General features: G+C 74.0%; 15 protein-coding genes. 4 read left to right on the top strand and 11 right to left on the bottom strand.

The window, feature by feature from the left end; all coding sequences use genetic code 11:
• Positions 1 to 16 precede the first annotated feature (16 nt).
• Together ACMXGY_RS09715 and ACMXGY_RS09710 are read left to right on the top strand one after the other, a co-directional pair.
• A complete protein-coding gene (locus ACMXGY_RS09715) occupies positions 17 to 670 on the top strand; it encodes a potassium channel family protein (protein WP_483776834.1) in 654 nt (217 codons plus the stop codon).
• Entirely contained in the window at positions 670 to 1419 is a 750-nt protein-coding gene (locus ACMXGY_RS09710; RefSeq protein ID WP_483776627.1) for a potassium channel family protein, read from the top strand. Before ACMXGY_RS09715 ends, ACMXGY_RS09710 begins: the two co-directional genes overlap by 1 nt.
• A 584-nt stretch (positions 1420 to 2003) precedes the next feature.
• On the opposite strand, the gene ACMXGY_RS09705 is transcribed toward ACMXGY_RS09710, so the two are convergent.
• The 5 genes from ACMXGY_RS09705 to dut all read right to left on the bottom strand — a co-directional run bounded on the left by ACMXGY_RS09705 (position 2004) and on the right by dut (position 5117).
• Positions 2004 to 2345 carry an Imm10 family immunity protein gene (locus ACMXGY_RS09705; RefSeq protein WP_483776626.1) on the bottom strand — a complete coding sequence of 114 codons (342 nt, stop codon included), beginning with the start codon at positions 2343 to 2345 and terminating at the stop codon, positions 2004 to 2006.
• A 66-nt stretch (positions 2346 to 2411) separates the two neighbouring features.
• Complete coding sequence (locus tag ACMXGY_RS09700) at positions 2412 to 3308, bottom strand: DUF3159 domain-containing protein (RefSeq protein WP_483776625.1); 897 nt, start codon at positions 3306 to 3308, stop codon at positions 2412 to 2414.
• Positions 3309 to 3396: 88 nt separating this feature from the next.
• On the bottom strand, positions 3397 to 3771 hold the full coding sequence (locus ACMXGY_RS09695; protein WP_483776624.1) for an OB-fold nucleic acid binding domain-containing protein: 375 nt from the start codon (positions 3769 to 3771) through the stop codon (positions 3397 to 3399).
• Between the two features lies 1 nt (position 3772).
• Positions 3773 to 4537: a DUF3710 domain-containing protein gene (locus ACMXGY_RS09690; protein WP_483776623.1), complete on the bottom strand. Its 765-nt coding sequence runs from the start codon at positions 4535 to 4537 to the stop codon at positions 3773 to 3775.
• A 103-nt stretch (positions 4538 to 4640) separates the two neighbouring features.
• Positions 4641 to 5117, bottom strand: a complete 477-nt coding sequence (gene dut, locus ACMXGY_RS09685) for a dUTP diphosphatase (RefSeq protein WP_483776622.1) — start codon at positions 5115 to 5117, stop codon at positions 4641 to 4643.
• A gap of 116 nt (positions 5118 to 5233) precedes the next feature.
• Here dut and ACMXGY_RS09680 point away from each other — a divergent pair, with 116 nt between their 5' ends.
• On the top strand, positions 5234 to 5770 hold the full coding sequence (locus ACMXGY_RS09680) for a DUF3093 domain-containing protein (protein WP_483776621.1): 537 nt from the start codon (positions 5234 to 5236) through the stop codon (positions 5768 to 5770).
• 125 nt (positions 5771 to 5895) lie between these two features.
• On the opposite strand, the gene ACMXGY_RS09675 is transcribed toward ACMXGY_RS09680, so the two are convergent.
• The 3 genes from ACMXGY_RS09675 to ACMXGY_RS09665 form a co-directional block, all read right to left on the bottom strand.
• Positions 5896 to 6195 carry a DUF4193 domain-containing protein gene (locus tag ACMXGY_RS09675; protein WP_483776620.1) on the bottom strand — a complete coding sequence of 100 codons (300 nt, stop codon included), beginning with the start codon at positions 6193 to 6195 and terminating at the stop codon, positions 5896 to 5898.
• Between the two features lie 362 nt (positions 6196 to 6557).
• A complete protein-coding gene (locus ACMXGY_RS09670; protein ID WP_483776619.1) occupies positions 6558 to 7409 on the bottom strand; it encodes an inositol monophosphatase family protein in 852 nt (283 codons plus the stop codon).
• Between the two features lie 3 nt (positions 7410 to 7412).
• Positions 7413 to 8078: a trimeric intracellular cation channel family protein gene (locus tag ACMXGY_RS09665; protein WP_483776618.1), complete on the bottom strand. Its 666-nt coding sequence runs from the start codon at positions 8076 to 8078 to the stop codon at positions 7413 to 7415.
• A 156-nt stretch (positions 8079 to 8234) separates the two neighbouring features.
• Here ACMXGY_RS09665 and sepH point away from each other — a divergent pair, with 156 nt between their 5' ends.
• Positions 8235 to 9389 (top strand): septation protein SepH, encoded by a 1155-nt coding sequence (gene sepH, locus ACMXGY_RS09660; RefSeq protein ID WP_483776617.1) that lies wholly within the window; start codon positions 8235 to 8237, stop codon positions 9387 to 9389.
• A gap of 14 nt (positions 9390 to 9403) precedes the next feature.
• Here sepH and ACMXGY_RS09655 read toward each other — a convergent pair whose 3' ends face one another.
• The 3 genes from ACMXGY_RS09655 to ACMXGY_RS09645 all read right to left on the bottom strand — a co-directional run bounded on the left by ACMXGY_RS09655 (position 9404) and on the right by ACMXGY_RS09645 (position 11959).
• Entirely contained in the window at positions 9404 to 10045 is a 642-nt protein-coding gene (locus ACMXGY_RS09655; protein WP_483776616.1) for a thymidine kinase, read from the bottom strand.
• Positions 10046 to 10139: 94 nt separating this feature from the next.
• Positions 10140 to 11369 (bottom strand): alkaline phosphatase family protein, encoded by a 1230-nt coding sequence (locus tag ACMXGY_RS09650; protein WP_483776615.1) that lies wholly within the window; start codon positions 11367 to 11369, stop codon positions 10140 to 10142.
• The gene (locus ACMXGY_RS09645; protein ID WP_483776614.1) at positions 11366 to 11959 is read right to left on the bottom strand and encodes a DUF5998 family protein; all 594 of its coding nucleotides are present in this window, start codon (positions 11957 to 11959) and stop codon (positions 11366 to 11368) included. Before ACMXGY_RS09645 ends, ACMXGY_RS09650 begins: the two co-directional genes overlap by 4 nt.
• Positions 11960 to 11968 lie beyond the last annotated feature (9 nt).

Below are 11968 nucleotides of genomic sequence, written 5' to 3'. Positions count from 1 at the left end.
CGTGCACTTCGTCATCATGGGCTGCGGCCGTGTGGGCGCGACGCTCGCCCAGTCGTTGGAGGCGAGCGGCCACTCCGTCGCGATCGTCGACCAGAACCCCGACGCGTTCCGGCGGCTGCCGGGCGAGTTCACCGGCAAGAAGGTGACGGGGGTCGGCTTCGACCGCGACACCCTGGTCCAGGCGGGCATCGAGGACGCGTACGCGTTCGCGGCCGTGTCCGACGGCGACAACTCGAACATCCTGTCGGCACGCGTGGTGCGCGAGACCTTCGGCGTGGAGAAGGTCGTCGCCCGCATCTACGACCCGCAGCGGGCAGAGATCTACCAGCGGCTCGGCATCCCGACCGTCGCGACGGTGCGCTGGACCGCCGACCAGGTGCTGCGCCGCATGCTGCCGCTCGGCGCGACCGACGAGTACCGGGACCCGTCGGGCCAGGTGCGGCTCGCGCAGCTCGACTTCCACCCGGACTGGGTCGGACGCACGGTCCGTGCGATCGAGGAGGCGACGGGCGCGCGGGTCGCGTTCGTCGGGCGGTTCGGCGACGGTGTGCTCGTCACGGAGCGCACCGTCCTGCAGGAGAACGACGAGCTCCACGTCCTCATGACCGCCGACGGCACCGCCGCCGTCGAGCGCGTCCTCACCCACGCACCGAAGGTCGAGGTCGAGTGATGCGCGTCGTCATCGCGGGAGCGGGCTCCGTCGGCCGCTCGATCGCCCGGGAGCTCCTCAGCCACGACCACGAGGTCATGCTGATCGACAAGCAGCCCGCCGCGATGCGCGTCGCCCAGGTCGCCGAGGCGGACTGGTTGCTCGCGGACGCGTGCGAGCTCTCCTCGCTCGCTGAGGCGAAGGTCGACGAGTGCGACGTCATCGTCGCCGCGACGGGCGACGACAAGGTCAACCTCGTCGTCTCGCTCCTCGCGAAGACGGAGTTCGGCGTCCCGCGCACCGTCGCACGCGTCAACAACCCGAAGAACGAGTGGATGTTCGACGAGTCGTGGGGCGTCGACGTCGCCGTGTCGACGCCGCGCATCATGACCGCGATGGTCGAGGAGGCCGTCGCCGTCGGCGACCTCGTGCGCATCTTCACGTTCCACCAGTCGGGGGCGGACATCCTCGAGGTCACGCTCCCGCCCGCGTCCCCGCTCGTCGGACACCGCGTCGGCGAGGTGCGCTGGCCGGTCGACACCGTGCTAGCGGCGATCGTGCGCGGCACCCGGCCGATCGCACCGAGCGCCGACGACACCCTCGAGGCCGGTGACGAGCTCCTCCTCGTCACGGGCAACGAGTCCGACGAGTCCGCGCTGAGCCGCCTCCTCGCAGGCGAGCAGGACGCCGTCGACCCGGACACCGACGCCGCGGAACTGCGCGCGCACGTTCCGGACGACGTCACGCAGACGCCCCCCGAGCTCGCCTGACGACACCCGGATGCTCGCTGCCCTACCCTGGGCACGTGGGTAGCGAATCGGCCAAGGGGCCGTGGGTTGCGGCGCTCCCAAGAGGCGAATCCAGCAAGGTCTCCTTGGGCCGCTTGGTCGAAGCGGACGGCGGGCGCGACGACGCAGAATGCGAGTACTACGAGCGGGCAGCAGACCCGTCGGCAGACCGCATGGAAACCGCTCAACGGCGACTCAGGGCACAGTTCCGTCGCCGCCAACGCCACCGAGAGGCACGAGCGCGGCGAGACGAGATCCAGAAGTGCGTCTGAGGCATGTCTCTTCTCCTCGCGGAGCCGCCGCGATGTTGCAGAGTGTGCGGTCGTGCATCACGGTCGGGATTTGTCTGACGAGCAGGGTGTGTCGATCGTCCCGTTGATGCCGCGGGTCTCGGGGTGTCCGCGTCCGTGGCGTGACCATCGTCAGGTCGTGGAGAAGATCGTGCATCAGTACCGGACGGGCCATCGCGTGGCGCGATCATCATCCCGAGCGGTTCGGGCCGTGGCAGACCGCGTGGAAGCGCCACGCGCGGTCCTCCCGGCTCTGGGCGTCAGCACGCCAGATCATCAGGTCGGCGCCACGATCCGGGGCAGGTGCAGATCGACAACCCCGCGTGCTGCATCGTCCAAGATGAGCTCGACCAGATTGGGCAGCTCGAGCACTTCTGCTGCGTCAGAGTCCAACTCGAGCGCGAGGACATCGCCCTGCACGTCGAACCGGACAAGTCCGCCGTAGTGCACGGCGGCACCACCACGCACGATCGCATAGGTGTCCTGGTCCAGGGCCACGTCCTGCGGGTCGTGAGCCAGCGAGCGTTGAAACTCGATCGTGTCGCCTGACTCCACGTCCAGCAGCACGATCGCCTCGTAGTCGTCCTCGATGCTGCGCGTGAAGCCGACCCTGATCACAGCCTTGATTCTGCCCCTTGAGTGAGCATGGTTGCGCGGGCACCCGACGTGAGAGACACGCCCTACCTAGGAGCGACCCGTCGTCGTGTCTCCGTTCGTCGCGGCGACGTGCGGGCGGCGGACGAGGATCCAGGTGAGCCAGAGGACGAGCGCCCACAGCGGGATGCCCATGACGAGGCGCGCGGTACCGAGCCAGCCGACGTCGCCCTGGAGGTAGAGCGGCACCTGGACCGCGAGACGCGCGGCGAACAGCCCGACCCAGAGCCAGGTCGCCGCCGTGTACCGGCGCATGAGCGTCCGGTCCGACCGCCACGTGCGCGCCCAGCGCGCGAAGGCACCGGGCTCGCCGTTGGTCTCCGGCTCCACGGCAGCCTCGGGCGTCGCGGCACCTCGCGTCGCCGAGGCCGTGTCCGACGTCGCCGAGGCGGTCGCACCGCCGACCCCGAACCCGCTGCGGAAGCCCTCCACCACGAGGCCGACGAGGGGCCACCGCACCAGCACGGACACGACGAGGGCGACGAGGTAGGCCGCGTTGGTCCAGAGCCCCCACGCGAAGTAGTCCTGCGCCTCGCCGGAGCGCCACGCCCACAGCACGCCGATGGCCACGCCGAGCAGACCGCCGAACGCCTGCGTCACGGGTGTGCGCTGGACCAGCCGTGCGGCGACGGCGACCAACGCCGCCGCGACCGACGTGACCAGTGCCCACTGCAGGTCGGTCGTCGCCACGTAGACGACGACGAAGACGAGCCCTGGTGCGACGGACTCGACCAGCCCGCGCACGCCACCGACGGCGTCGGCGACGGAGAACTGGTCGCCCGCGAGCGCCCGCACGCCGCGGGCGGGGCCGTCCTCGGGTGCCGCGACGTCGTCGACGACGGTCTCGGCGACCTCGGCGTCGTGGGCGGCCGCGGTGGCCGCACCACCGTCGCGGTCGGGTGCGGCCGGGTCGCTGCTGCTCGTCATCTGTGGGCGTCCTCGGTAGCGGTCGGTGCGCGGGGATCGTACGTGGCGTCGGGTGCGCCGGCCAGACCTGTGGGCCGGCGCCGGGCCGTCACTCCCCCGGCTTGGGCAGGAGCTCGTACCGCGGGTTGAACATGGTCCGTCGTCCGTCGACCTCGCACACGAGGCCCTCGACGAGCGCGCGGCGCCCGGGCTCGACTCCGACGATGCGGCGTCGGCCGAGCCACACGAGGTCGATGACGCCCGAGCCGTCGAAGAGCTCGACCTCGACGGTCGGGACGCCTTCGCGGGGCCGCAGCACCACCGAGCGCAGGATGCCCGAGACCTTGGCCCGACGCCGGTTCGGAAGGTCGGCGACGGCGTGGCAGCCCGTCTGCCGGGCAGCCTCGACGCGCTCCTCGTCGGCCGCGATCTCCTCCTGGGAGGCGAGAGCGGTACGCCACGCGTCACGCAGGGTCGGGGACATGTCAGCGGATCTCCGTGATCTCCGGCCCGCGAGTGAGCGGGTCGAACGACGGGGTCTCGGGCGCACCGGCCGGTGCGGGGGTGACCGGCGCCGGCGCCTTGCCGGGCAGGTGGAGGGTGAGCAGGTCGCGCGGCGGGCGCGGGCTCTGGTCGCGCACCACGACGATGTTGGCGAAGACGGACTCGAGCAGCCGCGCCTCGGCCGGGTCGACCGCGGCCTTGCCCGTGACGACCCCGCGCAGGAACCAGCGCGGCCCGTCGACCCCGACGAAGCGCGCAGGACGCACACCGGGGCGGCCGTCGGGAGTCTGGGCGGGGATGCGCGCGAGCAGCTCGCGCCCGAACGGGCCGGGGACGTCGTCGACCGTCCCGCCCTGCTTCGTGACGGACGCGGCGATCTCGCCGCGGATCTCGTCCCAGATCCCCTCGGTGCGCGGCGCGGCGAACGCCTGGACCTGCAGGCCCGATCCGGCGACGGCGCACGAGACGCCCGTGATGCGCTGCGTCTTCTTGTCGACCTCCATGCGCAGCTCCATGCCCGGCACGCCGGGGAGCCACACCGCGCCGAGGTCGACGCGGGCGCCACGCTCCGAGACCTGCGACGAGTCGAACGGTCCTCGCGCGGCGGTGCCGTCGGCGCTTCCTCCGGGCGTCGCGTTGACGGGCTTCTCGGCCGTCGACACGTCGACGTCCGGCTCGGACGACGTGCTCGACGGCGCCGAGGACTCGGCCGGCTCGGACGACCTGGAGCGGCGGAACAGACCCACGGGACGAACTCCTTCACCTGCCCGGCGTGGCCGGGACTCCTCGCGGGACGCTCGTCCCGCACTTCCACACTAGCCCGCAGGACGGGGGTAGCGGTGCCGCGGGTCAGGGTGCGGCGTTCCAGCCCCCGCTCGACCCGAAGCCGCCCTCCCCGCGGTGCGATCCGGGCAGCCGCTCGGCCCGGACGAACCGGGCGCGCTCGACCTTCTGCACGACGAGCTGGGCGACCCGGTCGCCGCGGCGCAGGGTGACGGGCTCGCGCGCGTCCGTGTTGAGCAGCGTCACCTTGATCTCCCCCCGGTAGCCGGCGTCGACCGTGCCCGGCGCGTTGACGACCGTGAGCCCGTGCCGCGCGGCGAGGCCCGAGCGGGGGTGGACGAAGGCCGCGTAACCGTCGGGCAGCGCGATCGCGACGCCCGTGGGCACCACGGCCCGTTCCCCGGGCCCGAGCTCGACGTCGACCGTCGTCACGAGGTCGGCGCCCGCGTCCCCCGGGTGGGAGTACGCCGGCAGGGGCACGTCGTCGAGGAGGGTGATGAGGACGTCGACGTCCCCGGTCGTGGGCTGCTGGTCGGTCGGCACCCGGCAGAGCCTAGTGGGCCTGCGCGCACGCAGCGAGCACGCAGGGGGGAGACGGTGCGCGGACGGCGTGGACCCGGCGAGCACGGCAGCGGCCGCGCGGCTGGGATGATGGATCCATGACCGACGCCGCCGACCGCAGCACACGACCGTCGAACGCCGTGCCCCAGGACGCGTCCCAGGGCGCTGCGCCGCGGCCCGTCCCCAGCGCGCCGTCGTACACGGAACGCGTGCTGCCCGGCGTGGGCGGCTGGGCCGCCGCGCTGGGCTTCGCGCTCGTGCTCGGGATCGCGCTGTGGCCGGCGAGCCGTGCGATCGCGGTGGGGACCGGAGCGCTGGCAGCCGTGGCGGGGCTCGTCGCGCTGTGGTGGACCTCCCCGGTCGTCGCCGTGCACGACGGCGAGCTCCGGGCCGGACGCGCGCGCATCCCCGTGTCGGTGCTCGGCCAGGTGACGACGCTCGACGCCGAGGCCATGCGCACCCAGCTCGGTCCCCGGCTCGACGCGCGCGCGTACGTCTGCCTGCGGGCATGGGCCCGGACGGGCGTGCGCGTGGAGCTCGAGGACCCGCAGGACCCGACCCCGTACTGGCTCGTGTCGACCCGCAGCCCGCAGCGTCTCGCCGACGCGCTGCGCGCGTCCAGCGCCGTGGTCTGACCCGCCCGACCCGACGCCGCACGACCCGACGCGACCGCGCCGCGAGCCCCACGGCGTACGGGTGGCACGACGACGGCCGCCGCCCCTCAGGGCGACGGCCGGACGTCAGGAGCGGGTGCAGCAGGTCAGGCGGCGCACTCCGAGCAGATCTGCTGCCCGTTCTTCTCGTACGCGAGCTGGCTGCGGTGGTGCACGAGGAAGCAGCTCGCGCACGTGAACTCGTCGGCCTGCCGAGGCAGGACCCGGACGGAGAGCTCCTCGCCGGACAGGTCGGCACCGGGCAGCTCGAAACCTTCCGCCGCCTCGGTCTCGTCCTCGTCAACGACGCCCGAGCTCTTGTCGGAGCGACGAGCCTGGAGCTCCTGCAGCGAGTCCTCGCTGAGGTCCTCTTCCGTCTTGCGGGGGGCGTCGTAGTCTGTTGCCATCTGTGGGGTCACTCTCCGGAGTATTCGTCGATCGCGACAGTGCCCGTCCGGGACGATCGGCGATGGCCGGTCGTGCCGGGCGGCACGGGTGCGGGGCGCGAGCCCCGTGACGTGTCGTGCCCCGAGGTCGTCGTGGCACGTGCACGCTGATCAATGCACGGCGCACCGGAATTGTTCCCGGCGGGCCACCGGATTCTGCACCATTTCCTGGCCGGATGCACCCTGTGGCGCCGTGGGCGCCCGTGTCGTTCGTCACGGGCGGAATCCGGAGGACGCAGGGAACGCTCCCACCCGCCTCACGGTGGGTCGCACGCAGCCCGGAGAGAGGCGTGCGGGTCGTCGTCGAGGTCCCTCGACCGCCGTCAGTCGTCGGCGTCCGCGCCGACGTCCTCGAGGATCCGCACGAGCCGCTCGGCCACCTCGGGCGGTCCCGCGACCGTCATCTCGTGGTCCGCGGCACGCCCGCGCAGACCCGTCACCCGTGCGCCGGCCTCGTGCGCGACGAGCGCGCCGGCCGCCAGGTCCCACGGGTTGAGGCCACGCTCGTAGTAGAGGTCGAGCTCGCCGCTGGCGACGAGGCACAGGTCGATCGCCGCGGAACCCAGGCGGCGGATGTCGCGCACCTGCGGGAGCACGTCGACCAGCACCCGCGCCTGCGCGCGACGACGGTCGGCGTCGTAGCCGAACCCGGTCCCCACCAGGCACTGCCCGAGGTCGGTCGGAGCGGCCACGCGGAGCGGGCGCCCGTCGAGCGTCGCGCCGGTACCCAGGCCCGCCGTCCAGGTACGGCCGTCGACGACCGAGTGCACCGCGCCCGCGAGCGCCGTCCACTCCTGGGGGTCGGGCGGGCCCACGACCGCGGCGACGGACACCGCGTACGACGCGATCCCGTACAGGTAGTTGACCGTGCCGTCGATCGGGTCGATCACCCAGGTGATGCCCGACGTGCCCGCGGACGACCCCTCCTCCTCGCCGAGGATCGCGTCGTCCGGGCGGGCCGCGGCGATCTCCCGGCGCAGCAGGGCCTCGGAGTCGGCGTCCATGCGCGTGACGACATCGGTCAGCGTCGACTTGGTCGAGGCGACCTCGACACGCTCGGGACGGCCGGCACGCACCAGCTCACCGGCCGAGCGTGCGAGACGCTCGGCGAGCTCTCGCAGGTCGGCCACGGTGACGTCGTCGGGCTGGCGGGGATCGTCGATGAAGAGGCGCACGGCTCACATCCTGCCCGACCCGGAGCGTGCCCGGCGACCCTCCCACGGACCGGGAGCCGACCACCCGAGTCGCAGGGACACGAGGCGGAAGCCGAAGACGAGCGCGAGCACCCCCGCCTGCGACAGGGGTCCGAGGGCGCCCGCCTCCCACAGCACGGCGGTGAGCCCCGCGCCCGCGAGCGCGGGGATCGCGTAGAGCTGCTTGTCCTGGAAGAGCAGGGGCACCTCGTTCGTGAGCAGGTCGCGCAGGATCCCCCCGCCCACCCCGGTGAGCACGCCCGCGAAGACGGCGGCGAGGGGCCCGACCCCGTACTCGAGCCCCTTCATCGTGCCGGAGAGGACGAACAGGGCGAGCGCACCGGCGTCGAGCACGATGATGCTGCGCCGCAGGCGCTCGAGCCGCGGGTGCCAGAAGAACGTCACGACCCCGGCGAGCCCCGCGACGGCGACCAGGCGCCAGTCCGAGATGCCGACCGGCGGGATCGCGCCGATGAGCACGTCGCGCAGCAGTCCGCCGCCGAGGCCCGCCACCCACGCGAGGACGAGCACCCCGACGAGGTCGAACCTCTTGCGCACGGCCGCCAGCCCACCGGAGAGTGCGGCGAAGAAGACGCCGCCGAGCTCGAGGGCGTCGCCGGGCACGAGGTCGAGGATCACACGCGGCATCATCCCAGCCCTCCGCGCCCTGTGCGCGAGTCGGCGGCACACCGGGCGGGTTGCGCCCGGACCGGGTGCGACGATGGCACCCTCGAGGGAGCGGTGGCGCGGTGCCGGGGCCCGGGCGCACCGCGGAGCGTCACAGGGCGCAGCGACACGGGAGGACCGATGGACGAGCTGGAGCTGGTGAGACTGCACGAGGACGGGGAGCACCTCGTCCTCGGCGGAGGTGGCGGCGTGCAGTTCACGCTTCCCATCACCGAGGCGCTGCGCGCCGCCGTCCGACGCGACAGGCCCCACCTGGAGCACCTGCGCGCCGAGGGGGAGCGCAACCTGTCCCCGCGCGAGATCCAGGCACGGCTGCGGGCCGGCGACTCCGTGGAGCACGTCGCCGACGCGGCGGGCCTCGCGGTGGAGCACGTCCGGCGCTTCGCCGGTCCCGTGGTCGCCGAGCAGGAGTACGTCGTGGACCGGCTGCGCAAGTCGCGCCCGGACCACGAGGACGACTCCCCCACCGTCGACGACCTGGTCACGAAGCGGCTCCAGGCGCGCGACGTCGACCCGTCCGAGGTCGAGTGGTCGGCGGCACGGGAGCGTGGCGCGCAGTGGGTCGTCACGGCGTCCTTCGCCGTCGGCTCCGGACGACGCGCGGCGCGCTGGACCTACGACCCCGCCTCGCGCGCCCTGCACCCCCTCGACGACGAGGCCCGCTGGCTCTCGGGGACGGACGCTCCCCCGGACCCGACGCCGGGAAGCCTCGCCGTGTTCGACGTCGACGCGGCGACGCGCTCGTCCCGGGGTGCGCGTCCCGAGCCGGAGGACGGGACGGCCGAGCTCCTGGACGACCTGAGCCAGCGGCGCGGCGTGCGTCCGCGCACGGACCCCTCCGGTCCGACGGCGGTCCCCGAGCAGGAACCGTTCGAGGGCTTCGGGCCGCAGGGTGGTCCGGGTCGCGACGTACCGACCGAGGACGCAGGCGCGTCGTCCGGTGCCACCGTCGTCCATCTCCCCACGATCCGCGCGCAGGGACCGGCCCCGGCACGCGAGGACCCCACCGGGCCGGACGGCCTCCCGCAGGACGCGGTCCGGACGTCGGACGCCGGCATCGACGGATCCCAGGACCAGGACGCGGAGGGCGAGCGGTCCGACGGCGGCGCGACGGCCCGGGCGGAGGCGGCGCGGCCGGAGGGCGCCGCCGACCAGGAGAGCGGCCGTCCCGGTCGTCCTCAGGCGGCACGGGAGGCCCGCAAGGGCAAGAACCGCTCGCGCGCGAAGGTGCCGAGCTGGGACGAGATCGTCTTCGGGGCGCGGCCGGAGGGCTGAGCCGCCCGTCCGCGTCAGCGGGGAAGGTCGAGCGACAGCTCGTCGGTGCGCGCGAGCGTCCGGGCCACGGACGTCGTCATCCGGCGCATGTGGTGACGGCGGCACAGCACCTCGTAGCCGATCTCGCCGGACCCGGCGTCGACGTCCCCGACGACGACCTGGTCGCCCTCGACGACCATGCGGCCGTCGACCGTGCGCGCGTTGTGCGTCGCGCGGCGCCCGCACCAGCACAGCGACTGCACCTGGAGCACCTCGACCCTGTCCGCGAGCTCGATGAGGCGCGCCGACCCGGGGAAGAGCCGGGTCCGGAAGTCCGCGGTGATCCCGAACGCGAAGACGTCGATCTCCGTCTCGTCGACGAGGCGCGCGAGCTGCTCGACCTGCGCCTGCGAGTAGAACTGCGCCTCGTCGCACACGAGGTACTCGACCGGCACCGGCTCGGCCGTGACGAGCGCCCAGAAGTCGGTGGCGTCCGTGACCTCGCGCGCGGCGACCTCCAGACCCAGACGGGACGAGAGCCGGTCGGTGCCGGCGCGGTCGTCGCGCGAGAAGATCAGCCCCCGCCGCCCGCGCGCGGCGTGGTTGTGGTCGAGCTGGAGGGCGAGCGTGGACTTGCCGCTGTCCATGGTCCCGGAGAAGAAGACGAGCTCTGCCACGAGGGTCCTCCATCGCTGGTGCGGTCCGCCGGTCGGACGGCCGGGTGGTCGGTCGGGTGGTCGAGAACGGGTCCGGGGCTACCAGGACCGTGCGTCAGGCGGTCGCGACGAGCAGCGGCACGCGCATTTCGCGCTCCGTGAGCGAGCCGTGCACGCCCACGAGCGTGAGCGACGCCGGTGTCTGGGTGCGGGAGTCCACGACCGTGGCCCGCCCGCGCATCGCCACCACGACGTCGCCGGCCGCCGCGACGGCATCGGACCGCGGGTCCGGACCGAGGTAGCCGCGTGCGAGGACCTCGTCACGCTCGAGGACGAGCGCGTCGTCGCCCAGGACGTCGCGCCAGCGGGCGGCGACGGCCGCCGTCTCGCCCGGCTCGGCGTAGACGTGCACCGCCCGCGGCTCGCCCCCGACGAGCTGCACGCCCCGCCCGAGGACGGGGTCGGTCGCGACGTCGCGGCGCAGCGCCGGGTCGACGTCGACCATGCCGTGGTCGGCCGTGACGAGCACGAGCGTGCCGCGCGGCACCGAGCGGACGAGACGCGCGAGCTCCCGGTCGAGGGCCTCGAGCTCGTCGCCCCACTGCCACGACGTGGACCCGTGGTGGTGACCCGCCTTGTCGACCTCGCCCCAGTAGAGGTAGACGAGCCCGGGCCGGGCGAGCGCCCGGACGGCCGCGTCGACGCGGCCAGCGAGCGCCTCGGCCGCGGCGTAGGTGCCGCCCCGCAGGGCGGCGAGGGTCATGCCGGACCCGGCGAAGCGCCCTGGACCGGTCGACGTGACCGCCGTCCCCGCGTCGGCGAGACGCTGGAGGAGGGACGGTTCACGCTGCAGCTCCGCCGGGGGCGGCGCGCCCTCCCAGGAGACCATGTTCGCCAGCCCGCCGGTCGCGGGGTTGCGCTGCGTGTACCCGAGCATCCCCGTGCGTCCCGGAGCGGTGCCCGTCCCGAACGCCCCGACCGCTGCGGCGGTCGTGCTCGGGAACGTGGACGTCAGGGGGCGCGCGTCGGGCAGGAGCGAACGCAGGAACGGCGCGTGGCCCGCGCGCTCCGCGAGGTTGACGTGCCCCAGGCCGTCGACGAGGACGACGCACACGCGCTCGGCGCGCGGCAGGGCGAGCGCGGCGCGCGCGGTGTCGCTCTCGATGCCCGTCGCCGTGGTGAGGGGGACCTCGAGGGCCCCGGCCGCTCCCGGGAGGACGGCTGCGAGACCGCCGGTTCCCGTCACCGGTGCCAGGAGGCCGGGCGGCAGCCCGGGGGCCGCCCCCGGTGCCGTGGCAGGCGCCGGCGGCACCGCGAGGGCCGGTTCCGTCCGTGCGTCGCTCACCGGGCGCTGTGCCCCGCGGTGGCGCGCGACAGGGCGCGCGCGAAGTCGACCGCGGCGCGCACGGCGTCACGACCCTCCGCCTCGGCGCTCACGCGCACCACGACGTCGTCCGGGGTGATCTGGCCGGTGAGGCCGTGGTCCGCGTCGCACGCCGGGTCGGGGCACTGCGCGGGCTCCAGGTCCACGCGCGAGACCGCGCCCCAGCCGAGCGCGAGCGTGACCTCGAGCGGCGCGGCGCCCGACCGGTGCTCGTGCGGCTCGGCGACGACGTGCGTGAGCGAAACCGAGCGGACCTCCGTGAGCGGGACCGACTCGGTCGTGGCCGCGGCTGACGCGGACGGGTTCTCGCTGTCGGCCGGGTGGTCGTCGACGTGCGACGTCACGAGGCGGGACGGGGTGAGGACGAGCACCGTCAGGTGCCGGCGCACCTCGGAGGCGTCGAACGTCGTCTCCGGGAGCACGAGGTGGGAGACGATCTCCTCGCCCGCGATCGCGACGTCGAGGACGTCGGCGACGAGCTCCGGGTAGTACCCGGCGCGGTGGAGCTGGGTCGTCAGGTCGGTCCAGGCGTTCGAGGTTGCTGAGGGCACCCGCGCATT

This window comes from Cellulosimicrobium sp. G4 BAM 1002 (genome assembly GCF_057126935.1).
Note: the sequence above shows the minus strand (reverse complement) of the source record. Positions and strands in the feature narration are given on the sequence as shown.

Bases quoted from the DNA above. Each gene is read 5' to 3' on its own strand.
- ACMXGY_RS09715 (WP_483776834.1), top strand. From the start codon at position 17: ATGGGCTGCGGCCGTGTGGGCGCGACGCTCGCCCAGTCGTTGGAGGCG.
- ACMXGY_RS09700 (WP_483776625.1), bottom strand. From the start codon at position 3,308: ATGACGAGCAGCAGCGACCCGGCCGCACCCGACCGCGACGGTGGTGCG.
- ACMXGY_RS09675 (WP_483776620.1), bottom strand. From the start codon at position 6,195: ATGGCAACAGACTACGACGCCCCCCGCAAGACGGAAGAGGACCTCAGC.
- sepH (WP_483776617.1), top strand. From the start codon at position 8,235: ATGGACGAGCTGGAGCTGGTGAGACTGCACGAGGACGGGGAGCACCTC.
- ACMXGY_RS09665 (WP_483776618.1), bottom strand. From the start codon at position 8,078: ATGATGCCGCGTGTGATCCTCGACCTCGTGCCCGGCGACGCCCTCGAG.
- ACMXGY_RS09710 (WP_483776627.1), top strand. From the start codon at position 670: ATGCGCGTCGTCATCGCGGGAGCGGGCTCCGTCGGCCGCTCGATCGCC.
- ACMXGY_RS09680 (WP_483776621.1), top strand. From the start codon at position 5,234: ATGACCGACGCCGCCGACCGCAGCACACGACCGTCGAACGCCGTGCCC.
- ACMXGY_RS09695 (WP_483776624.1), bottom strand. From the start codon at position 3,771: ATGTCCCCGACCCTGCGTGACGCGTGGCGTACCGCTCTCGCCTCCCAG.